The 24,309-nt window shown below is 66.8% G+C and carries 24 protein-coding genes; 7 read left to right on the top strand and 17 right to left on the bottom strand.

What is annotated here, in order from left to right; translation table 11 throughout:
* The first annotated feature begins 44 nt into the window (after positions 1-44).
* Together U743_RS12360 and U743_RS12355 are read left to right on the top strand one after the other, a co-directional pair.
* Positions 45-302 carry a hypothetical protein gene (locus U743_RS12360; protein ID WP_043768675.1) on the top strand — a complete coding sequence of 86 codons (258 nt, stop codon included), beginning with the start codon at positions 45-47 and terminating at the stop codon, positions 300-302.
* 323 nt (positions 303-625) lie between these two features.
* Positions 626-1,705, top strand: a complete 1,080-nt coding sequence (locus U743_RS12355; RefSeq protein WP_043768673.1) for a GGDEF domain-containing protein — start codon at positions 626-628, stop codon at positions 1,703-1,705.
* 54 nt (positions 1,706-1,759) lie between these two features.
* Here U743_RS12355 and ettA read toward each other — a convergent pair whose 3' ends face one another.
* The 17 genes from ettA to U743_RS12270 form a co-directional block, all read right to left on the bottom strand.
* Positions 1,760-3,424, bottom strand: coding sequence for an energy-dependent translational throttle protein EttA (gene ettA, locus U743_RS12350; protein ID WP_043768672.1), 1,665 nt, complete (start codon positions 3,422-3,424; stop codon positions 1,760-1,762).
* 81 nt (positions 3,425-3,505) lie between these two features.
* Positions 3,506-4,267, bottom strand: a complete 762-nt coding sequence (locus U743_RS12345) for an MlaA family lipoprotein (RefSeq protein ID WP_043768670.1) — start codon at positions 4,265-4,267, stop codon at positions 3,506-3,508.
* Positions 4,261-4,518, bottom strand: coding sequence for an STAS domain-containing protein (locus U743_RS12340; protein WP_043768669.1), 258 nt, complete (start codon positions 4,516-4,518; stop codon positions 4,261-4,263). Before U743_RS12340 ends, U743_RS12345 begins: the two co-directional genes overlap by 7 nt.
* Positions 4,519-4,522: 4 nt before the next feature.
* Positions 4,523-5,182, bottom strand: a complete 660-nt coding sequence (locus tag U743_RS12335; protein WP_084191520.1) for an MlaC/ttg2D family ABC transporter substrate-binding protein — start codon at positions 5,180-5,182, stop codon at positions 4,523-4,525.
* A 4-nt stretch (positions 5,183-5,186) separates the two neighbouring features.
* Positions 5,187-5,648: an outer membrane lipid asymmetry maintenance protein MlaD gene (gene mlaD / locus U743_RS12330; RefSeq protein ID WP_043768667.1), complete on the bottom strand. Its 462-nt coding sequence runs from the start codon at positions 5,646-5,648 to the stop codon at positions 5,187-5,189.
* A 14-nt stretch (positions 5,649-5,662) separates the two neighbouring features.
* Positions 5,663-6,433: a lipid asymmetry maintenance ABC transporter permease subunit MlaE gene (gene mlaE / locus U743_RS12325; protein ID WP_043768665.1), complete on the bottom strand. Its 771-nt coding sequence runs from the start codon at positions 6,431-6,433 to the stop codon at positions 5,663-5,665.
* A complete protein-coding gene (locus U743_RS12320; RefSeq protein ID WP_043768663.1) occupies positions 6,430-7,242 on the bottom strand; it encodes an ABC transporter ATP-binding protein in 813 nt (270 codons plus the stop codon). The genes mlaE and U743_RS12320 overlap by 4 nt, the downstream gene beginning before the upstream one ends.
* A 5-nt stretch (positions 7,243-7,247) precedes the next feature.
* The gene (gene lipB / locus U743_RS12315) at positions 7,248-7,847 is read right to left on the bottom strand and encodes a lipoyl(octanoyl) transferase LipB (RefSeq protein ID WP_408607402.1); all 600 of its coding nucleotides are present in this window, start codon (positions 7,845-7,847) and stop codon (positions 7,248-7,250) included.
* A gap of 65 nt (positions 7,848-7,912) precedes the next feature.
* Entirely contained in the window at positions 7,913-8,212 is a 300-nt protein-coding gene (locus U743_RS12310) for a DUF493 family protein (protein WP_043768662.1), read from the bottom strand.
* A complete protein-coding gene (locus U743_RS12305; RefSeq protein WP_084191790.1) occupies positions 8,202-9,347 on the bottom strand; it encodes a D-alanyl-D-alanine carboxypeptidase family protein in 1,146 nt (381 codons plus the stop codon). The genes U743_RS12310 and U743_RS12305 overlap by 11 nt, the downstream gene beginning before the upstream one ends.
* Before the next feature lie 52 nt (positions 9,348-9,399).
* On the bottom strand, positions 9,400-10,221 hold the full coding sequence (locus U743_RS12300) for a septal ring lytic transglycosylase RlpA family protein (protein ID WP_052368084.1): 822 nt from the start codon (positions 10,219-10,221) through the stop codon (positions 9,400-9,402).
* Positions 10,218-11,198 carry a lytic murein transglycosylase B gene (gene mltB, locus U743_RS12295; protein ID WP_232226776.1) on the bottom strand — a complete coding sequence of 327 codons (981 nt, stop codon included), beginning with the start codon at positions 11,196-11,198 and terminating at the stop codon, positions 10,218-10,220. Before mltB ends, U743_RS12300 begins: the two co-directional genes overlap by 4 nt.
* Positions 11,199-11,251: 53 nt before the next feature.
* A complete protein-coding gene (gene rodA / locus U743_RS12290) occupies positions 11,252-12,379 on the bottom strand; it encodes a rod shape-determining protein RodA (protein WP_084191518.1) in 1,128 nt (375 codons plus the stop codon).
* Positions 12,376-14,256 (bottom strand): penicillin-binding protein 2, encoded by a 1,881-nt coding sequence (gene mrdA, locus U743_RS12285; protein ID WP_043768656.1) that lies wholly within the window; start codon positions 14,254-14,256, stop codon positions 12,376-12,378. The genes rodA and mrdA overlap by 4 nt, the downstream gene beginning before the upstream one ends.
* Positions 14,257-14,262: 6 nt before the next feature.
* Positions 14,263-14,745, bottom strand: coding sequence for a rod shape-determining protein MreD (gene mreD / locus U743_RS12280; RefSeq protein WP_052368082.1), 483 nt, complete (start codon positions 14,743-14,745; stop codon positions 14,263-14,265).
* Positions 14,742-15,698 (bottom strand): rod shape-determining protein MreC, encoded by a 957-nt coding sequence (gene mreC / locus U743_RS12275; RefSeq protein WP_052368080.1) that lies wholly within the window; start codon positions 15,696-15,698, stop codon positions 14,742-14,744. Before mreC ends, mreD begins: the two co-directional genes overlap by 4 nt.
* 98 nt (positions 15,699-15,796) lie before the next feature.
* Positions 15,797-16,834 carry a rod shape-determining protein gene (locus U743_RS12270; RefSeq protein ID WP_043768654.1) on the bottom strand — a complete coding sequence of 346 codons (1,038 nt, stop codon included), beginning with the start codon at positions 16,832-16,834 and terminating at the stop codon, positions 15,797-15,799.
* A 207-nt stretch (positions 16,835-17,041) separates the two neighbouring features.
* Here U743_RS12270 and gatC point away from each other — a divergent pair, with 207 nt between their 5' ends.
* The 5 genes from gatC (at position 17,042) to U743_RS12245 (ending at position 24,238) form a co-directional block, all read left to right on the top strand.
* Complete coding sequence (gene gatC, locus U743_RS12265) at positions 17,042-17,329, top strand: Asp-tRNA(Asn)/Glu-tRNA(Gln) amidotransferase subunit GatC (protein WP_043768652.1); 288 nt, start codon at positions 17,042-17,044, stop codon at positions 17,327-17,329.
* Positions 17,330-17,342: 13 nt separating this feature from the next.
* The gene (gene gatA, locus U743_RS12260; protein WP_043768650.1) at positions 17,343-18,797 is read left to right on the top strand and encodes an Asp-tRNA(Asn)/Glu-tRNA(Gln) amidotransferase subunit GatA; all 1,455 of its coding nucleotides are present in this window, start codon (positions 17,343-17,345) and stop codon (positions 18,795-18,797) included.
* Positions 18,798-18,942: 145 nt separating this feature from the next.
* Positions 18,943-20,409 carry an Asp-tRNA(Asn)/Glu-tRNA(Gln) amidotransferase subunit GatB gene (gene gatB, locus U743_RS12255; RefSeq protein WP_043768648.1) on the top strand — a complete coding sequence of 489 codons (1,467 nt, stop codon included), beginning with the start codon at positions 18,943-18,945 and terminating at the stop codon, positions 20,407-20,409.
* Positions 20,406-21,326 carry an Hsp33 family molecular chaperone HslO gene (gene hslO, locus U743_RS12250; protein ID WP_052368078.1) on the top strand — a complete coding sequence of 307 codons (921 nt, stop codon included), beginning with the start codon at positions 20,406-20,408 and terminating at the stop codon, positions 21,324-21,326. Before gatB ends, hslO begins: the two co-directional genes overlap by 4 nt.
* An 800-nt stretch (positions 21,327-22,126) precedes the next feature.
* On the top strand, positions 22,127-24,238 hold the full coding sequence (locus U743_RS12245; protein ID WP_198022152.1) for a PQQ-dependent dehydrogenase, methanol/ethanol family: 2,112 nt from the start codon (positions 22,127-22,129) through the stop codon (positions 24,236-24,238).
* The last annotated feature ends 71 nt before the right edge of the window (positions 24,239-24,309 follow it).

Raw genomic sequence — 24,309 nt, 5'->3', positions numbered from 1 at the left:
TGGAGAAGACGAAACCGCGGTAGGGACGGTCGCGTCGCGTTGTGATGAGTGCCTGGCTGGTGCCGCGCGCCGGCTGTGGCGGATCCAGCGCCGTCGCGAGCGGCGATCTGCGCGGCCCGCCGGGCCCGACGCCGCTGGCGCGCTTTCTCGCTGACACCGAGCGCGCGACCCTGCGCAGCCTCGTCGACCGCCTGATTCCGGGCGATCTGGTGCCTGGCGCGGCTGATGCCGAGTCCCGCGCGAGGGCGGCCGGCTCACCGCGCCGGATGTGCCAGTCTCCGGCGATCCTCTCGAAGCGATGATTGGCTTGTTGGCACCGGTTCAAAGCGCCTGAAGGGGCTTGGTGCAACTCGAAGATTCTAGCCTGCGTGCCGGAGACTAGGCCCAGGTCCGTTCACGCCTTGGCGGCCGCACGGTTGGGCAACGGGGTGAGCGTTTCCTAGGCAATGAGCCCTCGCAGCGCCGGGCAGCCAGAAGCTACCACTGGTCGACCGCGATGCTCGTATGTCTTTTCGATGGGCAGATGCTGTGCGCCAGGAGAGTTGTCACAGGATGTGCGCCGTGGATACAGAATACCGAGCCTCTCGCCGCGTCTTTGGCGGCACCTGTCTGAGGGAGCGCGCACATGTGCAGGCAGGATGAGATGGCCTACAGCGCGGAGCTGCTGCGTCTGACCCTGCCCCAGATGGCGCGTCACGGCTCCTCGATGAATCCCTTGAACTACGCGCTCTGGTACACCTTCGTGGCGGGGAGCATGCCGGCGCTGGTAAAAGATGTCCGCGCACAGCTGGTGCTCAACGATCCTTTGACGTCGCAACAGGTGCGCAGCCTCTTCGATCAGTACATCAACGATTACGATATTGAAGAGATTCGGCGCGTTCGCAGCGATCTGGCGGGCGTGGTGGATACGGTGGCACGCAGCACGCAGGAGTCCCGCGCGCAGACCGAGGCTTTCGAGGAGTCTCTGCAGGAGCATGTTGCACGCCTGCAGCAGCCTCAGAATTCCGACGAGCTGTCGCGCACGCTGACTTCGCTAATAAGCGATACGACAACCATGCGCGGCAATGTCGGTGCGATACAGCAGCAGCTGGCATCGACGGTGCAGGAGATCGGCCGCCTTCAGGAGGCGCTTGAGCAGGCCCGCGAAGAATCGCTGCGTGACCCGCTGACGGGTATTGCCAACCGCCGCGGCTTCGACGCGGCGCTGAACGAAGCGCTGCGCGCCGACCCCGGCCGGGAAGACAGCGGTTGCTGCCTGTTGCTTGTAGACATCGATCACTTCAAGCGCGTGAACGATACCTACGGCCACCTGCTTGGGGATCGCGTCATCGTTGCGGTGGCCAAGGTGCTGCGCGATGCGCTTGTACCGGGTCAAACTGCAGCGCGTTACGGCGGCGAGGAGTTCGCGATCGTGATGCCCGACGCCTCCCGGGGGAAAGCGCGGGCGCTGGCCGAGCGCGTGCGCGCGGAAGTCGCGCGTGGTCGCGTCAAGCGGCGCGACGGTGGCGAGGAGATCGGCCAGATCACGATATCGGTGGGCGTCTGCGTCCCGCCGGTCGACCGGGACGCGGAGGTCTACATGCGCACCGCCGATGAAGCCTTGTATTCCTCGAAGGCGAATGGGCGGAACTGCGTGACGATCTTTCCGCCCAGCGCGTCGCAGAGCAGCGCCCCTGTAGGCGCCAGGCAGTGCGAAACCGGTTGAGCGCACGCCGGTAGGCGGCGCGGCGCGGCGCGCGGCCGCGAGGTGCGTTGCGCTTCAGGCCAGCTTCTTGTGCTGGGCGCGTCGGTTGACGCCCGGCTCGCCGCCATGGCGCTTGCGGAAGTCCTCCTCGTAGTCCTGATAGTTGCCTTCGCGGAAGACGATCTCTCCGGAATCCTCGAAGGCAAGGATGTGCGTCGCAATGCGGTCGAGGAACCAGCGATCGTGCGAGATCACCATGGCGCAGCCGGGGAAGTCGAGTAGGGCCTCCTCCAGCGCGCGCAGGGTCTCGACGTCGAGGTCGTTGGTCGGCTCGTCGAGCAGCAGCACGTTGCCGCCGGCCAGCAGCAGCTTGGCCAGATGCACGCGATTGCGCTCGCCGCCCGACAGGTCGCCGATGCGTTTCTGCTGGTCGCCGCCCTTGAAGTTGAAGCGGCCGATGTAGGCGCGCGAGGGCATCTCGAAATTGCCGATCTTGAGGATGTCGTTGCCGCCGGAGATCTCCTCGAAGACGGTCTTGGCGTCGGCGAGACTGTCGCGGCTCTGGTTGACATAGGCCAGTTGCACGGTCTCGCCGACGCGCACGGTGCCGGCATCAGGCTGCTCCTCGCCGGTGATCATGCGGAAGAGGGTGGTCTTGCCGCGGCCGTTGGCGCCGATGATGCCGACGATGGCGCCTTTCGGCACATCGAAGGACAGCCCTTCGTAGAGCTTGTGGTCGCCGTAGCCCTTGGCCACATCGTCGAACTGCACGACGACGTCGCCGAGCCGCGGGCCGGGCGGAATGTAGATCTCCTTGGTCTCGGCGCGCTTCTGGTATTCCTGGCTCTGCATCTCCTCGAAGGCCTTGAGGCGGGCCTTGGACTTGCTCTGCCGGCCCTTGGCGTTGGAGCGCACCCACTCCAGCTCCTGCGCCATGGCCTTGCGCCGGGCGTCGGCCTGCTTCTCCTCGCCGGCCAGGCGCTTTTCCTTCTGCTCCAGCCAGCTCGAGTAGTTGCCCTGCCAGGGGATGCCGTGGCCGCGGTCCAGCTCCAGGATCCAGCCGGCGACGTTGTCGAGGAAGTAGCGATCGTGGGTGACGGCAACGACGGTGCCCTCGAAGTCGTGCAGGAACTTCTCCAGCCAGGCAACCGACTCGGCGTCCAGATGGTTGGTGGGCTCGTCGATCAGCAGCATGTCGGGCTTGGACAGCAGCAGGCGGCACAGCGCCACGCGTCGGCGCTCGCCACCGGACAGCCGGTCGACGCTGGCCTCCCAGGGTGGCAGGTTCAGCGCCTCGGCAGCCTTGTCGAGCATGACGTTGAGCTCCCAGCCGTTGGCGGCGTCGATCTTCTCCTGAAGCTCGCCCTGGCGCGCGATGAGGGCGTCGAAGTCGGCCTCGGGGTTCTCGAACTCCTTGGTCACCGCGTCGAATTCACTCAGCCACTCGGCCAATTCGCCGACGCCGTCCATAACGTTGCCGCGTACGTCCTTGTTCGCGTCGAGCTGCGGCTCCTGCGGCAGATAGCCGACCTTGATGCCGGGCTGGGCGCGCGCCTCGCCGTGAAACTCCTTGTCGACGCCGGCCATGATGCGCAGCAGCGTCGATTTGCCGGCGCCGTTGTAGCCGAGCACGCCGATCTTGGCGCCCGGAAAGAAGGACAGCGAGATGTCGCGCAGGATTTCCTTGCGCGGCGGGATGGTCTTGCCAACCCGGTTCATCGTGTAGACGTACTGGCTCATGGTCTTACTGGCAGCTTGCGAGGTTGCGCAGTGTACCGGCGCGCGCGGCCGCTGGCAGCAGCCGTGCTGCGGCGTGGGGCGCTACCAGTCGTCGCGCCAGTCGTCGTCGGCGTCGCTGTCTTCGCCTTCTTCGAGCGGCTCTTCGCCGTAGTCGATGGGCGGGTTGCCGTCGTAGACCAGGTTCAGGCGACTCTCCAGGTAAACCGTGCGCAGGGCGACGTATTCGTCGACCTGGCCCTCTAGAAAACCGTCGGCTGACAGCAGCCGCGCGCGTAGATCGATCACCCGAAAGCCGGTGATGACGTACTGCACCTCGTTGTTGAGCAGGCGCTCCGGGGTGGAGAAGGAATCGGCGCCGCGGCCGAGGATGTCGCGGTTGGTGCTCGGCCCCAGGAAGGGCACCATCAGATACCAGCCGGGTCCGACGCCCCAGTGGCCCAGCGTCTGCCCGAAGTCTTCGTCATTTTCCCGCAGGCCGACGGGGGTGGCCACATCGATGAAGCCGACGAGCCCCGCCGTGCTGTTGATCAGGAAGCGGCCGGTGTCGCGGCCGGCTTGCGCGAACTTTCCCTGTAGCGCTGCGTTGAGAATGGTGACCGGATAGCTCAGATTCGACAGGAAATTGCCGATGCCGCTGCGCACCGGCTGCGGCGTGACATTCTTGTAGCCGCGCGCGACCGGCCTCAGCACATAGCGGTCCGCCGTGCGATTGAAGCTGTAGATGCCGCGGTTGAGCGGCTCCAGCGGGTCAGCGGGGTCGTAGGCTGGGGTATGGGCGCAGGCGGCGAGCAGCCCTGTGGTGAGGGCCGCGACGGCGCCATGGGCAAGTTGGCGTCTCAGCATGACGGCTTTCCGGTCAGCAGGTCTTCGGCGCCAAAGCAGGCGATCAGCTGGTGCAAGCGTTCGGGAACGCCTGTTAACTGCAACGGCCGACCGTGGCGACGGCGGATATCGAGCAATAGTGCCACTGCCGCGCTGTCGATAGCCTCGACTGCGGACAGATCCAGGACATCCGCCGGCTCCACGCTCGTCACGAGGGCGTCGTAGCGCGCCGCGATGCCTTCGTGGGTGAGCGCTCCCGACAGCTGGGCCATGACCTCAGGCGCCGGGCGTTTCGGTGCTGATCTCGCCGCCTTCCAGGCGTTCGATCAGCGCGTCGAGCCCGTTCTCGCGGATGCGCTGATTGAACTGGGCCCGGAAGTTGGTCACTAGGCTGATGCCCTCGACGTTGATGTCGTAGATCAGCCACTCGCTGTCGACCTTGTGCATGACGAAGCCCACGGGGACGTTCTCGCCGTCCTCGACCACCAGCCGAGTGTCGACGGTCACCTGCTCGGCGCCTTCCTCCATGCGCAGCGGCAGGAACTCGGCCTCCACCGCCTCGTTGTACTCGAGCATGGCGTCGGCGTAGGTGCGCATCAGCGTGTTCTTGAACGCCTCTGTGAAGCGGCGACGCTGCTCCTTGTCGGCGCTGCGGGCGTGGCGGGCCAGCACTAGGCGCGCGATATAGGGCATGTCGAAGTAGGGGACGATCTCCTCGTCGATCATCGCGTAGAAGGCGTCGCTGTCCTCGCGATAGGTGTCGGCGTTCTCCTTGATGAGGTCGCGCACACGCGAGACGGCGGTCTTGATGACCTCGTCCGGCGGCCGGGTTTCGGAAGCTTCCTGGGCGACGGCAGTAGGTGCCCAGGAGGCGGGTAGTGCCGCGACGACGAGCATCGCGAGCGCGGAAAGCGGAGTTTTCATGATTCGGAGCATGGGGTCAGTCCTTTTGGGTCATGGATTCGAGAAAGCGGCCGACGAGCTTTTCCAGCACCAGGGCGTCCTGCGTCAGCGGCAGACGGTCTCCCTCCGCCAGCGCCTGCTCGGCGCCGCCCGGATCGATACCGATGTACTGCTCGCCGAGCAGGCCGCTGGTGAGGATGCTGGCACCGCTGTCGGCGGGCAGGTCATCGTATTGGGCCGAGATACGCATCGTCACGCGGGCCGAGAAGGTCACCGGATCGATGCGGATGTCGGCGACGCGCCCGATGCGCACGCCGGAAAGGGTCACGGGCGCACCGCGCTTCAGACCGCCGATATTGTTGAAGTCGGCGGTGACGTTGTAGCCGTCCTCCACGGCCGCGCCATCCGGCCCGGCGACGCGGAAGGTCAGCAGGAAGACGGCGGCCACGGCGAGGACGAAGAAGAGTCCGACCATGATTTCTGCAGCGCGCGAGGGCATGAGGTGCTCCGGGGTCAGGCGGCGTACATCGCCGCGGTCAGCAGGAAGTCGAGGCCGAGCACGGCCAGAGACGCCACCACGACCGTGGAAGTCGTGGCCCGTGCCACGCCTTCGGCGGTCGGGGTGGCGTGATAGCCCTGATAGACGGCGATCCAGGCGATGACGGCACCGAAGACCAGCGCCTTCAGGCTGCTGTCCGCGAGATCGCCCATATCCACGGCGGCGCGGATCTGTCCCCAGTAGCTGCCGGCGTCCACGCCCAGCAGCTCGACGCCGACGAGATGGCCGCCGGCCACGCCGATGGCCATGACGATGAAGATGGGGTTGAGCAGCGGCGCGGCCAGTGTCAGTGCGATGAAGCGTGGCGCGATCACCCGCTTCATCGGGTCCACGGCCATCATTTCCATGCCCGAGAGCTGGTCGGTGGCGCGCATCAGGCCGATCTCGGCGGTGACGGCCGATCCTGCGCGCCCGGCAAGCAGCAGGGCGGTCAGTACCGGCGCCAGCTCGCGAATGATGACCAGCGCCACCGAGGCCCCCAGCGCGCTTTCGGCCGAGAACTGCACCAGCAGGCGGTAGCCCTGCAGGGCCAGCACCATTCCGACGAAGGCACCGGCGATGACGATGATGGCCAGCGACAGCATGCCGCTGGCGTAGAGCTGCAGCGCCAGCTGGCGCGGCCGGGCGAAGGCCGCCGGCGTCGCCGCCAGTGTGCGCAGGCCGAAGAGCACTGCGCGACCCTGTCCCGCCAGCAGATCGGCCGGCCAGGCGATCAGCGCCTTCATGCCGCGCTCCCCAGCAGTTGCGCTGCCAGCGGCGGCGCCGGGTAGTGGAAGGGCTCGGGGCCGTCGGCCTCGCCGTCGAGGAACTGCCGTACGCGCGGGTCGGTGCTGTCGCGCAGGGCGGCGGCGGTGCCCGCAGCGCGCAGCCGGCCTTCCGACAGCACATAGGCGTGGTCGGCGATGGACAGGGTTTCGGTGACGTCGTGGGAGACGATCACCGAGGTCGTGCCCAGGGCGTCGTTGAGGCCGCGGATCAGCCGCAGCAGCACGCCCATGGAGATCGGGTCCTGGCCGGTAAAGGGCTCGTCGTAGAGCACCAGATCCGGGTCCAGAGCAATGGCGCGAGCCAGCGCGACGCGACGGGCCATGCCGCCGGAGAGCTGCGCCGGGAAGAGCCCGGCGGCGCCGCGCAGGCCGACGGCTTCCAGCTTGAGCAGTACCAGATCGCGAATCAGCGTCTCCGGCAGCTTCGTGTGGTTGCGTAGCGGGAAGGCGACATTCTCGAAGACGGTGAGATCGGTGAGCAGCGCCCCGTTCTGGAAGAGCATGCCCATGCGCCGGCGCATGGCGTAGAGCCGGCGGCGTGGCGCACCCACGATCTCCTCGCCATTAAGGCGTAGGCTGCCCGCCTGCGGCCGGATCTGGCCCCCCATCATGCGCAGCAGCGTCGTCTTGCCGGTGCCGGAGGGTCCCATGATGGCGGTGATGCGACCGCGCGGGATATCCAGATCGATGCCGTCGAAGAGCAGGCGGCCCGGCTGGGAAAAGCGCAGGCCGCGGACTTCCACGAGATTGGCGTTGGATTCCGGCATGGAGCTCAGTCTCCGCTCACGGCCTGAACCGCCTGTGAAGCGGCCAGCGGCGCCAGGCCGTCCGCCAGCAGGCGCGCCTCCAGCGTGGCGCTGACCTCGGTCAGCGAAGCGCTCGCGCCGCGGCCGCGCATGTCGGTCATGCGCTGATTCTGCATGCCGCAGGGGTTGATGCGCGAAAAGGGCGCCAGATCCATGTCGACATTCAGTGCCAGCCCGTGGAAGCTGCAGCCGTGGCGCACGCGCAGGCCCAGCGAGGCGATCTTGGCGCCGTCGGCGCAGAAGACGCCCGGCGCCCCGTCGCGCAGGCACCCGTCCGCGATGTCGTGCGCGGCCAGCGTGTCGATGATGGCCTGCTCGATGCGCTCCACCAGCCGACGGATGCCGATACCCAGTCGCGGCAGGTCGACCATCAGATAGCCGACGATCTGGCCCGGCCCGTGGTAGGTCACCTGGCCGCCGCGGTCGCTCTGTACCAACGGAATGTCGCCGAGATCGAGGACATGCTCCGGTCGGCCGGCCTGCCCCTGCGTGAAGACCGGCGGATGCTGCAGCAGCCAGATCTCGTCGGCGGTGTCGATGTCGCGCGCGTCGGTGAAGCGGTGCATCGCCGTGAAGGCGGCGGCGTAGTCGACGAAGCCGAGACGCCGGACGATGGGGGCGGGCGACCGGCTCACAGCGCCATGATCACCGAGGTATCGGCAGCGATCGCTGCGCGCACGCGCCGGATCTGGTCGTGCTCGCTGGCGTGCAGCGTAAGGCGCAGGCACATGAAGTTGCCCTTGCGCGAGGGCTGGCGTTCGGCGTCGATATGGACGCCGGCGGTCTCCCGGCAGGCGCTGATCAGCGCCTGCTCGGCATTGGCGTCCGGTCGCAGGAAGACCTTGAAGGGAACGCGGCAGGGCAGCTTGTAGACCGCTTCATCGTCGACCTGCGGCCCGCTGACCTTCGGCTTGTCCGGATCAGACGCCAAGGCGCAGCCTGACGGCGTCGACGAGCCGCTTGAAGATGCCGCCCTGCGGCACGGCTTCGGTAGCGACCAAAGGCTCGACGCGCAGCGTTTCGTCATCCAGCCGCACGGTCAGGGTGCCCAGGCGCTCGCCAGCGGCGATGGGCGCCTGCAGTGGTGAGCGGATCTCGGCGTCCAGTGACAGGCGGTCGGTGGCGTCGCGCGGCACGGTGACCTGCAGCGCTTCGCCGAGACCCACCGCCAGCTCCGACTGCTCACCGCCGTAGACGGCGCGCGTCTGCACGCTTTCGCCCGCAGCGAAGAGTGTGACGGTGTCGAAGAAGCGGAAACCGTAGTTGAGCAGGGCCAGCGAATCCTGCGTGCGCTGATCCGGGCTGGGTGTGCCCAGTACGACCGAGATCAGGCGGCGGCCGTCGCGCACCGCGCTGGAGGCCAGACAGTAACCACTCTCGCTGGTGTAGCCGGTCTTGACGCCGTCGACCGAATCGTCCCGCCACAGCAGGCGATTGCGGTTGAACTGGCGGATGTCGTTGTAGGTGAACTCCTTTTCGGAGTAAATCGCGTAGCCCTCCGGGAAATCGCGAATGTGCGCCCGAACGAGCTTGGCGATGTCGCCAGCGGTGGAGTAGTGCCCTTCCTCCGGCATGCCGGAGGCGTTCTGGAACTGGCTGTTCTCCATGCCCAGGCGCTCGGCGGCGGCGTTCATCATGCTGGCGAAGCCGGCCTGGCTGCCGGCGAGGTGCTCGGCCACTGCCACGCTGGCGTCGTTGCCGCTCTGCACGATGATGCCGCGCAGCAGGTCTTCCAGCTTCACCAGCGTGCCGACCTCGATGAACATGCGCGACTGCGTCGAGTCGATGCCTTGTCGCCACGCCTTCTCCGAGATCAGTACGCGGTTGTCCATCGAGGCGCGGTCGGCGGCGATTTCCTCGAAGGCGACGTAGCTGGTCATGACCTTGGTAATGGAGGCCGGGCTGCGCCGTTCGTCGGGAGCGTGCTCGGCGATGATCTGCCCGGTGGCCGCATCCATCAGCACATAGGCCTCAGCCTGCAGAGGTGGCGCCTCCGGCACCGAGCGCGCGGCGGCGACGGCGGGAAGGACGGCGAGGAGGGCGACAAGCAGGCGAAGGCGGGGCATCAGGCTCGGCATTACGAATGAATCCCTCATGATAGCGGTTTCGGCAGGGATCTCAGCGCGCCGCGCGCATGTGCTGCGCCGGGACGTCGCGTGCGCGCAGCCAACGCGCCAGTTCGGCAGCCTGCTCGGCGTCTTCCAATGGCCCGATGCGCACCTCATGGCGCGCGCGGCCGTCGGCACCTTCGATCAGGTGGATGGCAGCGTTGTCCACGCCCAGCCCGAGCAACTGCTCGCGACGCTGGACGGCCTCTACGGGATCGGTGGTGGGTTGCCACACGCGCAGATAGCCACCGTCGTTGGTCGATGGCTCGCCGGGCGGTGCGAGCGCTTCGACTTCCACCGGCGCGTGGCCCGCTTCGGTTATGCCCAGGCGCGCGGCGGCGGCGTAAGAAAGATCGATGATGCGGTCCTCGTGGAAGGGGCCGCGGTCGTTGACGCGCACGATCGCCGAGCGCCCGTTGCCCAGATGCGTGACGCGAACATAGCTGGGCAGCGGCAGCGTGCGATGTGCCGCCGTCATTTCGTACATGTCGTACGGTTCGCCACTGGAGGTGCGGCGGCCGTGGAACTTCTTGCCGTACCAGGAGGCGCCGCCACGCTCGCGGTAGCCTTCGGCCTTGTCCAGCACGAAGTAGCGTTGGTCAAAGACCTCGTAGCTGGAGGGGTTGCCGTAGCGGCTCTTCGGCTCGTCGCGCACCTCGGGATTCGGCGTCAGGGCGACGTTGGCCGGGATCTCGTGCTCCGACGGCGCACGGTCCTGTTCATGCCGGGGTGCGGGCGTGCCGAAGCGATCCTCGGCGGTCTCGGGAGTGGTAGCGCAGCCGCCGATCAGTAGCGCCAGTCCCGTCAGACTGAGTCGGGTGCGTGTCTTCATGGCATGAAGCGTCCGGCCGGCTCGCCACGCGCCTGCGATATCGCCTCGGCGAGGTCGCCGACGGCCATGGCGTAGAAGACGCGCGGGTTGTAGCGCATGACGGCGTAGAAGTTGGGCAGGGCGACAAGGAACTCGCGGCCTTCGTCGCGCTGCAGCTCCAGCAGGCCGGCCGGCATGTCGGCCGGCATTGCGCGCGTCGGCTCGGCACCGATGGTGGCGAGCTCAGCGACGCTGCTGTTCGGGCGCAGTGTGTTGAAGGCGATGGCGTCGGCGCGGACCTGAAAGCGCCGCGGCGTCAGTGCCATGGGCTCGCTGGCGCGCCAGGCCGAGCGCGGGTCGTAGTCGATCAGGTAGCGCGCGATGGAGCCGATGGCGTCGGCCGGGGTCCACAGGTCGATACTGCCGTCGTCGTCGTAATCCACCGCCAGCCGCCGGTAGTTGCTGGGCATGAATTGCGCCCAGCCCATGGCGCCGGCGTAGGAGCCCTCCGGCTCCGTCGGCTTCAGGGCGGTTTCGCGCGTCAGCGCCAGGAAGGCGGCCAGCTCGGAGAGGAAGAAATCACCGCGGCTGGGGTGGTCGAAGGCCTGCGTGGCCAGCGCGTCGAGCACGCGTGTGCGACCGGTAAAGCCGCCGTAGCGAGTCTCGACGCCGAGGATGGCGACGATGACCTCCGGCGCCACGCCGTAGTCGTCCTCGGCACGACGCAGCGTCGCCTCGTGCTCCTCGAAGAAGGCCACACCGCGCTGGATCATGGCCTCGGTGACATGCAGCTTGCGGTAGGCCGTCCAGGTCAGCGTGTGCTCCGGAGCGGTTTGCTCTTGCTCGATCAACTCCGGCAGCTTTTCGGCTGCCGTCAGCGCCTCGCGCGCCGCTTGCAGGTCAGCTGCGTCAAAGCCGTGCTCGGATTCCAGACGATCGAGCAGCAGAGCCGCGCGCGGGTGCTCGGAATAGTCCGCTGGGGCGGCGAAGGGGGCCATCAAGAGGAGTCCGCAGGCAAATCGTCGGATCACATGCATCGCGTCGGGGCACCTCAGCTCGGGACCAGCTTGCGGTGGGTCTGAATGGACATGAGTATGCCGAAGCCGGCTAGCAGGCTGACCGTTGAGGTGCCGCCGAAGCTCATCAGCGGCAGCGGCACACCTACCACCGGCAACAGACCGCAGACCATGCCCACATTAATGAAGACATAGACGAAGAAGATGATGCCCAGCGTGCCGCCCAGCAAGCGCTGGAAGGTTTCCTGGCCGCGGAGCGAGATGATGAGGCAGCGTCCGGTTAGCGCCATATAGAGTAGTAGCAGCAGCATTGCCCCGGTCAGGCCGGCCTCCTCGGCGAAGGCGGCGAAGATGAAGTCCGTGTGTGATTCGGGCAGGAAATCCAGGCTGGCCTGCGTGCCGTTGCCGAAGCCCTTGCCGAAGACGCCGCCCGAGCCGATCGCTATCTTCGACTGGGTGATGTGGTAGCCGGTTCCGAGCGGGTCGCGCTCCGGGTTCAAAAAGGTGAGCACGCGCGAGCGCTGGTAGTCGTGCATGTTGAGCCAGAGCACGGGCAGGGCCGCGGCGATGGTGCCGGCAAAGCCGGCGATCCAGCGCCAGCGCAGCCCGCCCAGGTACAGCGCAATCATTCCGGTCATGGCGACAATGACCGAGGTACCGAGGTCGGGCTGGATCATGATGGCGGCGACGGGCAGAGCAATGATGATGCCCACCACGCCAAGCCGGCGGGTGCCCGGCGCCGTGCCGGTGGCGTGTAGATAGGCCGCCACCGCCATGGGCATGGCCAGCTTCATCAGCTCCGAGGGCTGGAAGCGGAGGATGCCCAGGTCGAGCCAGCGCTGAGCCCCCTTGGAGCTGTCGCCCAGCAGTAGCACCAGCCCCAACAGCAGCAGTGTGAGTACATAGAAGGCCGGTGCCACGGCGCGGTAGCCGTCTGGCGGTATACGCGCGCAGATGACGAGAATCACCAAGCCTACTGCCAGCCGCTTGCTCTGGCTCCAGATCGCGCCGGCGTCTTGGCCGGTGGCGCTGTACAGAGTGGCAAGGCTGACCACCATCAGCACCAGGATCAGGCCAAGTAGCGGACCGTCGATGTGATGGCGGGCGAAAAAGCCGGGGATGTTGCCGGCGTCGCGGCCGGCGTCCGACTGCAGTGGATTCACGGTGTGATCTCCGTGATGACGGGCGGTGTACGCTCGACCAGCCAGGCATCCAGCACCCGTCGCGCTATGGGCGCGGCCACGGCGCCGCCGCTTCCGCCGTGCTCCACCAGTACGCTCACCACGATGCGGGGGTCCTCGGCCGGTGCGTAGGCCGTGAACAGGGCGTGATCACGCAGGCGCTTGGGTACATCCTCGATTTCCGGGGCCTGGTCATCTTCCTGCGACAGGCCGGCTACCTGAGACGTGCCGGTTTTTCCCGCGATGCGGTAAGGGGCATCACGACCGCTGCGGTAGGCCGTGCCCTGCGGGGCGTGCATAGTCGTGACCATGCCTTCGTGGACGTGGTCCCAGTGCTCGGCGTGCGAGATGGGGATCTGCGGTAGCGCTTCCTGTGGCTCGGCGACGATGTGGCCCTCGGCGACGCGCTCCACTGCGCGCAGCACGTGCGGGCGTGCGCCGCCGCCGCGCGTGGCGATGCGGGCGGTCATATAGGTGATCTGCAACGGCGTCATCGTCATGTAACCCTGGCCGATACCGATATTCAGGGTTTCGCCGGGGAACCAGATCTCGCCGCGCGCCTTCCGTTTCCATTCGCGCGATGGGGCGATACCGGCTCGCTCGCTGGGTAGGTCGATGCCGGTGGGTTTGCCCAGGCCGAACCAGCTGAGCATGCCCTCGATGCGCTCGATGCCCAGCTCGTGAGCAGCCTGATAGTAGTAGACGTCGCAGGACTCCGAGATCGCCCGCTCGAGATCGACCCAGCCGTGCCCGCGCCGTTTCCAGTCGCGGAAGCGACGGCTGACGTTGGGCAGCTCGAAGTGGCCGGGGCAGTAGACGCGCTGCTCCGGGCTGACGACGCCCTCCTCCAGCGCGATCATCGCCATCATCGGCTTGATGGTGGAGCCTGGGGGGTAGGTGCCGGTCAGCGCCCGGTTGAACAGCGGCCGGCGTGGGTCGTCGTTGAGGGCGCGGTAGCGCTTGTGCGAGATGCCATCGACGAAGTGCCGGGGATCGAAGCCCGGCTTGGAAACCAGTGCCAGGATCTCGCCGTTGCGCGGGTCCATCGCCACGATTGCGCCCTCGTGGCCTTCCAGCGCCGCGTGGGCCTCGAGCTGCAGATTGGCGTCGACTGTCAGGTGGAGGTTGGCGCCGGGCTTGCCGGGCCGGTGCTCCAGATCGCGTAGCGGCCTGCCGGTGGCGTTGGTCTCCACCATCTTGGCGCCGGTGGTGCCGTGCAGTCGCTCCTCATACTGCCGTTCCACCCCTGTTTTACCGATATGCGTGGTGCCGCGATAATCGGCGTTTGGAAACACCCGCAGATCGCGCTCGGTGATGCCGCCCACATAGCCCACCAGATGGGCCATAGCCTCACCCAGGGGATACTCGCGCGTCAGGCCGGCGCGTACGTCCACACCGGGAAAGTCGTGCCGGTTGACCTGGAAGTGTGCGACCTCCTCGAAGGACAACCGCGTGCGCACCGGCACGCCGCGGTAGCGCGGAGTGCGCACCAGTCGCTCGCGGAAGCGGTCGATGTCGGCGTCGCTGATGTCGATGATCTCGCCCAGCTCGGCCAGCGTGGTGTCGATGTCGTCAACCTGCTCCGGCACCAGCTCCAGCACGTAAGCCGGGCTGTTCTGGGCGAGTACGACGCCATTGCGATCGAAGATCAGCCCGCGGACGGGGGGTACAGTGACCAGCCGCATGCGGTTGTCGTTGGAGCGCGTGGACAGCTGCTCGTGCTGTAGCACCTGCAGGTCGAAGCTGCGCCAGATCAGCAGCAACATCAGCAGTAGGCAGATCCCGCCGGCCAGGAAGACGCGCGCAAAGAAGCTGCGCCGCTCCGCGTAGAGATCCCTAATGCGGTCGAAATTTCCCACCGGCGCTCAGCCCGGCGACTTGGCCACGGGCGCTGGGCGTAGCAGCAGCACGGCCAGCGGCCACAGCAGCAGGGAGACGGGAATGGCCCACCAGTGCGCGCTGCGTAGGCTGTGCTCGCCCGTGAGCGCGTCGAGCAGGCTTAGCAGCAGCGCGTGCAGCAGGAAAAGCACTCCGGCTGCGATCGATGCTTGCCACAGCGGCATGGTGCGCAACGCGGCGCGCCATTGCATGGTCGCGGCCAGTGGCAGCAGCAGCGCGGCGCCGTGCAGGCCCAGCGTGACGCCGCGCACGGCGTCCAGCATCAGCCCGGCGGCCAGCGCCAGCGGCAGCACCGCCATCGGATCGCGCTGCATGGCCCAGGCTGACAGCACCAGCAGTGGCCAGGCCGGCCGCAGCGGCATGATCGGCTCGGGTAGCGGCAGCAGCGTCAGCAGCAGCGCCAGCGCCGTCAAGGTAATCAGGAGCAGGCCGTCGCGTAGCGTGGTCATGGCGTTTCCTCCGCTTCGTTTTCCGGCGCCTTAGCCGGTTCGGACGGAGTGGGTGGCATGACTTCGAAGGCATCTTCGGGGATGGTCTCTATGCGCGTGCCATCCTCGCCCAGGCCCTCCTCGCTCCAAAGCAGCAGCACCTGGCGGCTGCGGTTGACGCGTGCCTCGGGCAGGGCTATGGCCTCCATGAAGCTCTGTCCAGGTTCGTATCGCACCTCGCGTACGCGCGCTACCGGGTAACCAGAGGGGAAGCGTCCGCCCAGCGAGGATGACACCAGCAGGTCATCAACGCGGATGTCTGCGTTGCCCGGCAGGTAGGGCAGCGACAGCGACTGGCCGTCGCCGCGGCCGACGGCGATGGTCTGCAGGCCGGTGCGGTTGACCTCCACCGGGATGCCGTGGTCCGGATCGGTGACCAGCAGCGCACTCGCCGAGCGCGCATGCACGCGCACGACTTGCCCGAGCACGCCCGAGGCGTCGATGACGGCCTGGCCGCGATAGACGCCGTGCTCGCTGCCGCGATTGAGGATCAGGCGCTGCTGGTAGGGGTCCTGGCTGGCGGCAAGCACTTCGGCGACCAAGGCGCGTGCTTCCAGCACATCGGTTGAGGACAACAGCGCGCGCAGCCGGCGGTTCTCGGCCTCCAGCGCCTCTACGCGCTGCACGCGTGACATCAACCTCAGATGCGTGCGCTGCAGCTGTTCGTAGGCTTCCAGCTCCTCGGCGCGCAGCGAGATGAAGTTAACGAAGCGGCGCAACTCGGCGGGCTGTTCGGCCAGCCAGACCAGCGGGCTGGCGGCGACCATGGCGGCGCTGCGCAGCGGCGCGAGGCGCTCGGTCTGCAGGTCGACCGCGATCAGCGCCAGGCAGAGCAGCGCCAGCACCAGCGCGCGCCGGCTGCCCGTGCCGCTGCGCTGGAAGAGCGGGCGTCGCGGGCGCGAGAGCGTATTCAAGACCTTGGCATCATCACGGGCTGGCGGGCTTCGAGCATAAGGCGAAGCGCGGAATCATCAAAGCCGGACGCGCGGCCGGGGCCGCGCCTCCGCCGTGGCTATTCCGGCGACAGGAATTCGCCCTGCCGGTCCAGCATGTCCAGCAGCAGGCCGCCGCCGCGTGCGACGCAGGTGAGCGGGTCGTCGGCGACGATGACCGGCAGGCCGGTCTCCTCGGAGAGCAGCTTGTCCAGGTCGCGCAGCAGCGCGCCGCCGCCGGTCAGCACGATGCCGCGCTCGGCGATGTCGGCGCCCAGCTCGGGCGGGGTCTTCTCCAGCGCCTTCTTGACCGCGGCGACGATACCGGTGAGCGGCTCCTGCAGCGCGTCGAGAACCTCGTTGGAGTTCATCGTGAAGGTGCGCGGCACGCCGGCGGCGGCGTGGCGGCCGACGATCTCGATCTCCTGCACCTCGTGGCCCGGGAAGGCAGTGCCGATCTTGATCTTGATGCGCTCGGCGGTGGGCTCGGCGACGTGCATGTTGTATTGCCGCCGGACGTAATTCATGATCGCTTCGTCGAACTTGTCGCCACCGATGCGCACGCTCTCGGCGAAGACGATGCCGTTGAGGCTGATGATGCCGACCTCGGAGGTGCCGCCGCCGATATCCAGCACCATCGAGCCGCGTGCTTCCCCGATGGGGATGCCCGCGCCCAGCGCGGCGGCTACCGGCTCCTCGATGACGAAGACCTTGCGCGCGCCGGCGTTCTCCACCGATTCGCGGATGGCGCGGCGCTCGACCTGCGTAGAGCCGTGCGGCACGCAGACCACGACGCGCGTCATCGGGCGCAGCATGCGGCCCTTCTGCACCTTGCGGATGAAGTGCTGCAGCATCTTCTCCGTGACGGTGAAGTCGGCGATGACGCCATCGCGCAGCGGGCGCACCGTCGAGATATTGCCGGGCGTGCGACCGAGCATCTCCTTGGCGTCGGTGCCGACGGCTTCGACGCGCTTGCGGCCGCCGGCTTCGGTGCGAATGGCCACCACCGAGGGCTCGTTGAGCACGATGCCTTCATCGCGGGCATAAACGAGGGTATTGGCCGTGCCCAGGTCGATGGACAGGTCGTTGATAAAGAGCCGGCGAAACGCTTCGAGCATCAGTTCAGGACGGGGGAAGGAATCTAACGGGGATGGTCGCCGACAGCGCCGGATGGCAACGGCCTCGGGCCGTTGACTTGGCGGCGGTCTGCCTGCACAAGAGCTAAGATAATGCACGCATCATAATGGATTTTCCCGCTTCCGCCCGTGAATCGGCGCCGCACCCGCGGCGGTCGGCGCGCGGGCCATAGCTCATCGCGAGGCAGCATGCCACTCAGCAACGAACAGCTCCGCCACGTGGCGCATCTGGCGCGGCTCCACATCGAGCAGCCGCGGCTGGATAGCCTTGGCGGCGAGCTCGACGCCATCCTCGGCATGGTCGACGCGCTGCGCGCGGCCGATACGTCCGACGTCACCCCCATGGCGCACCCGCTGGCCATGCCCCAGCGCGGTCGCGATGACATCGTGACCGAGGAAGACCAGCGCGACCGTTTCCAGGCCCTGGCCCCCGAGGCCGTCGACGGCCTCTACCGCGTGCCGCGCGTCATCGAATAAGCAGAAGGCCACCATGCACAGCCGATCCCTCGCCGCGCTCGCCGAGAGCCTGCGCGCCCGCGAATTCTCCAGCCGCGAGCTGACCGAGCACTTCCTGTCGCGCATCGACGCGCACGATGGCGGGCTCAACAGCTATGTCACCGTCACGCCCGAGCGCGCGCTGGCCCAGGCCGACGCCGCCGACGCCCGCATTGCCAAGGGTGAGGCGGGGCCGCTGACCGGCATTCCGCTGGCGCACAAGGACCTCTTCTGTACTCAGGGTGTGCGCACTTCCTGCGGCTCGAAGATGTTGGACAACTTCGTCGCCCCCTACGATGCGCACATCGTCGAGCTGCTCGACGCGGCCGGCATGGTCACGCTTGGCAAGGTGAACATGGACGAGTTCGCCATGGGCTCTTCGACCGAAACCAGCTTCTACGGCCCCACCAGGAATCCCTGGGATACCGAGCGCGTTCCCGGCGGCTCTTCGGGTGGCAGTGTCGCGGCAGTGGCGGCCGGGCTGGCGCCTGCGGCCACGGCCACCGACACCGGCGGCTCCATCCGCCAGCCCGCGGCATTGACCGGCCTAACGGGCATCAAGCCGACCTACGGGCGCGTCTCGCGCTACGGCATGGTGGCCTTCGCCTCTTCGCTGGATCAGGCCGGGGTGGTGGCGCATAGCGCCGCCGACGCCGCGCTGGTGCTGCAGGGCATGGCCGGCTTCGATCCGCGCGACTCCACCTGCGCCGAGCGCGAGGTCGAGGACTATAGCGCGGCGCTCGACGAGCCCATGGCCGGGCTGCGTATCGGCCTGCCCGCCGAGTACTTCGCCGAGGGACTGGACGACGCCGTGCGCGAAGCGGTCATGGCGGCCGCGCGCGAGTACGAGAAGCTGGGCGCCACGCTGGTCGAGATCCAGCTGCCCAATTCGCCGCTGTCGGTGCCCACCTACTACGTGGTAGCGCCGGCCGAAGCCTCCTCCAATCTGTCGCGTTACGACGGCGTGCGCTACGGCTATCGCTGCGCCGACCCCGAGAATCTGGAGGACCTCTACAAGCGCTCGCGCGGCGAGGGCTTCGGCAAGGAGGTCCAGCGCCGCATCCTCATCGGCACCTATGTGCTGTCGCACGGCTACTACGACGCCTACTACCTGCAGGCGCAGAAGGTGCGCCACCTGATCGCCGAGGACTTCGAGCGCGCCTTCTCCGACGTCGACCTGATCCTGGGGCCGACCACCCAGGGCACGGCCTTCGCGCTCGGCGAGAAGGCGGACGACCCGGTGACGATGTATCTCAACGACGTCTATACCATCGCCGCCAATCTGGCCGGCTTGCCGGCGCTGTCCATGCCCTGCGGGTTCAAGGACGGCCTGCCGGCGGGCGCGCAGCTCATCGGTCGCCACTTCGACGAGGGGCGGTTGCTGGCCGCGGCCCACGCCTACCAGCAGGTCACCGATTGGCATACGCGCTTCCCCGAGGCCTTCGCATGAAAGTGGCCACAGAGCTACTGCGCGTGCGCCTGAGCGCGTCCGGCGGTGCTCGGACTGCTCATGTATTGCCTTATACACTGCGCGCCCTGCGCTCCGGCGGCCGCTCTCAGGCACCCGCTCGCTACGCACTGAGGCCACTTTATTTATGAGTGATGTTCGTATTCCCGAGGGCTGGGAGGCCGTCATCGGCCTGGAGGTCCACTGCCAGCTCTCGACGCAGTCGAAGATCTTCTCCGGCGCACCCACCGCCTATGGCGCGCCGCCGAATGCGCAGGCCTCGGCCATCGACCTCGGCATGCCGGGCGTGCTGCCCGTGCTCAACCGCGACGCGCTGCGCATGGCCGTCATGTTCGGTCTGGCCGTCGAGGCCGACATCGCGCCGGTGTCGGTCTTCGCGCGTAAGCACTACTTCTACCCGGACCTGCCCAAGGGCTACCAGATCTCGCAGTACGAACTGCCCATCGTCGGCAAGGGGCATCTGGACATCGTCGTCGGCGAGGAAGAAAAGCGCATCGGCATCACCCGCGCGCACATGGAGGAGGACGCCGGCAAGTCCATGCACGAGGGCTTTGTCGGCGCCTCGGGCATTGACCTTAATCGCGCCGGCACGCCGCTCATCGAGATCGTCTCCGAGCCGGAGCTGCGTACGCCGGCCGAGGCCGTCGCCTACCTGAAGAAGCTGCACCAGATCGTCGTCTATCTGGGCATCTGCGACGGCAACATGCAGGAAGGCTCCTTCCGCTGCGACGCCAACGTCTCGGTGCGGCCGGTCGGCCAGGCCGAGTTCGGCACGCGCACGGAGACCAAGAACGTCAACTCCTTCCGCTATGTCGAGAAGGCCATCGAGCACGAGATCCATCGCCAGATCGACGTGCTCGAAGCCGGCGGCAGCATCGACCAGGAGACGCGCCTCTTCGATCCCTCCAGCGGCACGACCCGCGCCATGCGCTCCAAGGAGGACGCGCACGACTACCGCTACTTCCCGGACCCCGACCTGCTGCCCATCCGCTGCGAGCCGGCCTATATCGAGGAGGTCCGCGCCTCGCTGCCCGAGCTGCCCATCGACAAGCGCAACCGCTTCGAGCAGCAGTACGGCCTGTCGCGTTACGACGCCACCGTGCTCACCGGCGAGCGGCCGCTGGCCGATTTCTACGAGGCCATGGTTGCTGCCGCCGGCGGTGAGGCCAAGCTCTGCGCGAACTGGGTCATCACCGATCTGCTCGGAGCCCTCAACAAGGCCGGACTGGGGATCACCGAATCGCCGGTGTCGGCCGGGCAGATGGCCGGTCTGGTCCAGCGCATGGTCGACGAGACCATCTCCGGCAAGATCGCCAAGGAGGTTTTCGAGGCCATGATGAACGGCGAAGGCGACGCCGACACCGTCATCGAGGCCAAGGGCCTGCGCCAGATCACGGACGACAGCGCGATCGGCGAGATCATCGAGCAGGTCGTTGCCGACAATCCCAAGCAGCTCGAGCAGTACAAGGGCGGCAAGGAGCGGGTGCTCGGTTTCTTTGTCGGTCAGGTCATGAAGGCCACCGGTGGCAAGGCGAATCCGGATGCGGTCAACCGGCTGCTCAAGGAGCGACTCGGCCCGCCGTCGTCGGAATGAGCACCGTCCGGGATCTACAGACCGAGCACGCCCCCGACGAGCAGCTCACCGGCTTTCATCTGCCCGAGTACGGCGTGCGCGGCGCCATTCTGCGCGCCGGCGAGGGCGTGCCGGCGATGGTGGCCCGCGACGGGCATCCGCCTGACGTCCAGCGCCTGCTCGGCGAGCTGCTCGCCGCCGGGCCGCTGATGGCGGCCAATCTCAAGTTCAGGGGCCGCATGGGGCTGCAGATCCAGAACAGTGCCGAGCTGGCGCTGCTGCTGGTACAGACCGAGGACGATCTGCGCACGCGCGGCATGGCCCGGGTGCGCAGCGACACGGGCGGTGCCGGCGACTTCGCGCAGCTGACGCGGGACGGCGTCTTCGGCGTGACGCTGGAGCCGAAATCCGGGCAGAGCTATCAGGCGATGGTGCCGCTGGGCAGCGCCAGCTGCGAGCAGGCGCTGGAGGCCTACTTCGCGCAGAGCGAACAGCTGCCGACGCGCTTCGTGCTGGCCACCGACGGTGAGCGTGTCGCCGGGCTCATGCTGCAGCGTCTTCCAGGAGTGGGCGCCGAGGCCGATGCCGGCTGGGCGCATGTCGAGGCGCTGGTCGACACCTTGGGCGGCGAAGAGCTGATCGCGCAATCGCCCGCCGTCATCCTGAAGCGCCTCTTTCACGCCGAGGATCTGCAGCTGCACGCACCGCGACAGGTGGCCATTGCCTGCTCCTGCAGTCACGCCAAGGTTTCGCGCGTGCTGCTGTCGCTGGGCGAAGACGAAGTGCGCGACATCCTGGCGGAGCAGGGCTCGGTTACGGTGCACTGCGATTTCTGTGGTCAGGGCTACCACTACGACCCGGCGCAGATACAGACGCTCTTCGCCGCCGTGAACGCCAGCGCCACTGACCCGGTGCCCCCCAGCGGCGGGCTGCACTGATAGCGCCCTCAACCTGAGGGGCGCTGTGGGGCCATCCTTGCGCGCGACATTGGTCGAGTGCTCCAAGCTTCTCTAAGCATTGCGCCGGCGACGAAATGTGTCGCCTGATGCGAGCTGAGGTCATGCGTTGGCGCAGCCAAAACCCTCCTTTAGTAGGGGGCGCTGCCCCATCCCGCGGAGTGCAATAAGCCTACCCAAGGCTTCGGCGCTGTCCGCCGTCTATGGCCGTACTGAAAGCTCAAGGTTGTCACTGCATGAATGTGGTTAGTGAGCAGTCTCGTTGCTTTAGTGGGGATAAGCTCTCCGCCTGACGGTCGATTATCTTGTTTGTGATTTTGTAAGGAACCAGGGCCAGGCTCACAAAAGGTCAGGCTGTATTTTTGCACTGACTCGTCTACGCACCGACTCGGAATGAGGCAAGCGGAACCAGAAACTCGTCGTGGATCAATCCCGTCGCCCGGCTTGAGCGGCTTCATCGCCAACGTAGCCAGGTCTTGCGTCGATGAGGGCCTCCAGCCCAATGGGCTTCGGTCTCAAGCCTCGATGATGAGCATGCTCGGACCGCTCTGTTCGATAGAAGATCGATCTTGAGTTGGAGGGCGGGGCTAGCGAGCTGTGGGATCGGTCGGCCTGGCTGACGAGAGTCCGCACGAAGACAAAAACTAGAGGAGAGACTCATGGTGGTGATCCCAAAGGCCACGCGGATACACGGTTCGGGCTTCCGCGAGCGCTCTGGCGCAGTATCCCTTGGCGTGATGGATAGTCTTAGGAGCCTGCTCCTAGTCGGTCTGTCCGTGTTGATGCTGCCCGCCTGCTCACAGTCGGATGCGCCGCACACCGATGACGAAGCCGCCAAGGGCACAGAAGTTGCTGCGGTCGATGGAAAACGCCTGCGAGCCGCCGACGGCGAGTCGGGCGCCTGGATGAGTCACGGTCGCACCTATTCCGAGCAGCGCTATTCGCCGCTGGACGCCATTAACGACGACAACGTCGATAGGCTCGGGCTGGCCTGGAGCTTCAAGCTGGACGTGGATCGCGGGGTGGAAGCCACGCCGATTGTGGTCGACGGCGTGATGTATACCACTGGGCCTTACAGCATCGTCTACGCCCTGGATCCGGTCTCCGGCGAGTTGATCTGGAAGTACGACCCACAGGTGCCGCGAGCGACCGGCGGCAAGGCCTGCTGCGGTGTCGTTAACCGCGGCGTCGCGGTGTGGCAGGGCAAGGTCTACGTCGGGGCCTTCGATGGCCGGCTGATTGCACTCGACGCGGCCAGCGGCGAGGTGGTTTGGGAGACCAATACGATCGTAGACAACGGCTATCCCAACTATACCATTACGGGCGCCCCGCGGGTGGTCAAGGGCAAGGTACTTATCGGCAACGGCGGTGCCGAGCTGGGGGTTCGTGGCTATGTCAGCGCCTACGACGCCGATACGGGCGATCTGGATTGGCGCTTCTTCACGGTGCCGGGCGATCCTTCCAAACCTGTGGAGAACGATATCCTCGAGATGGCCCGGGAGACCTGGCACGGAGAGACCTACTACAAGCAGGGCGGGGGCGGCACGGTCTGGGACTCGATCGCCTATGACCCGGAGTTGGATCAGCTCTATATCGGTGTCGGTAATGGTTCGCCCTGGAACATCGCCGATCGCAGCGAGGGCAAGGGCGACAATCTTTTCCTGTCGTCGATTGTGGCGCTGGATCCCGACACTGGAGAATACATTTGGCATTACCAGACGACGCCGGGCGACAAGTGGGATTACACCGCTACCCAGCACCTTGTCCAGGCAGAGCTGAGCCTGGACGGAGAGCGTCGCAAGGTGCTGATGCAGGCCCCCAAGAATGGTTTTTTCTATGTGATCGACCGCGAGACGGGCGAGCTGCTATCGGCCGAGAACTACGTGCCGGTGAACTGGGCGGAGGGTATCGACATGGATACCGGACGGCCGATCTTTAGCGAAGCCGGGGACTACAGCGAAAAGCCGAAGCTGGTCACTCCCAGTCCTTTTGGCGGCCACAATTGGCAGCCGATGTCATACAACCCGGATACGGGGCTGGTTTATATCCCGGCGCAGTACGCCAGCTTTCTGTACGCGGATTCCGAGGCGGATCCGATCGTCGCTTTGAACCTGTGGAACATTGGCTTGGAGCCGCTCGAGTTGCCGGAGGACCCGGACGAGATCGACGCACTGGCCGAGCAATTCCACGGCGCGCTTTTGGCCTGGGATCCGGTGAAGCAAGAGGCGGCTTGGAAGGTCGAGCACCCGCACCTGTGGAACGGCGGTACGCTGACCACCGCCGGCAATCTGGTATTCCAGGGCAACGCTCAGGGGGAAGTGCGGGCGTACGCCGCTGATAGTGGCGAGCTGCTGTGGAAGTCGCGCGCCAACAGCGGTGTGCTGGCCGGACCCATGACCTATGAGATCGACGGCGAGCAGTACGTGACCTTCATGGTTGGCTGGGGCGGCGCTTTTACGCTCTTGACCGGTCCACTGGCCTCCAGAATCGACGTGCAGCCCGAATCCCGGGTTCTGACCTACAAGCTTGATGGCAAGGGCAAGTTGCCGCCGCCGCGCAACGAGCCGCGGCCGGTACCGGAGCCGCCGGAGCGCGACGCCGACATTGGCGCCGAGTCGCTGGCTACCGGGAAATATCTCTACAACGGGGTCTGCGCCACCTGTCACGGTGTCAATGTGGAGAGCAGCGGGGTGGTGCCGGATCTGCGCTACCTGGACGCGGAGACTCACGAGCACTTCGCGGCGATTGTGCACGGCGCGCGTGCCCACCAAGGCATGCCGTCATTTGGCCACATCCTGGGCGGGGATAATGATCAGATTCGTCTAGTGCACGAGTACGTGATCAAGCGCAGTCACGATCTGGTGGCGGACATCGAGAAGGCGAGCAGCGAATAGTTCCTCTCGCTTTCGAGGGCCAACGGCTCTGGGGCGGCGCTGGCCGCCGCCATGCCAAGCCCGCCGGCGTC

The organism is Algiphilus aromaticivorans DG1253 (assembly GCF_000733765.1).
Taxonomy (GTDB): Bacteria; Pseudomonadota; Gammaproteobacteria; order Nevskiales; family Nevskiaceae; genus Algiphilus; species Algiphilus aromaticivorans.
Note: the sequence above shows the minus strand (reverse complement) of the source record. Positions and strands in the feature narration are given on the sequence as shown.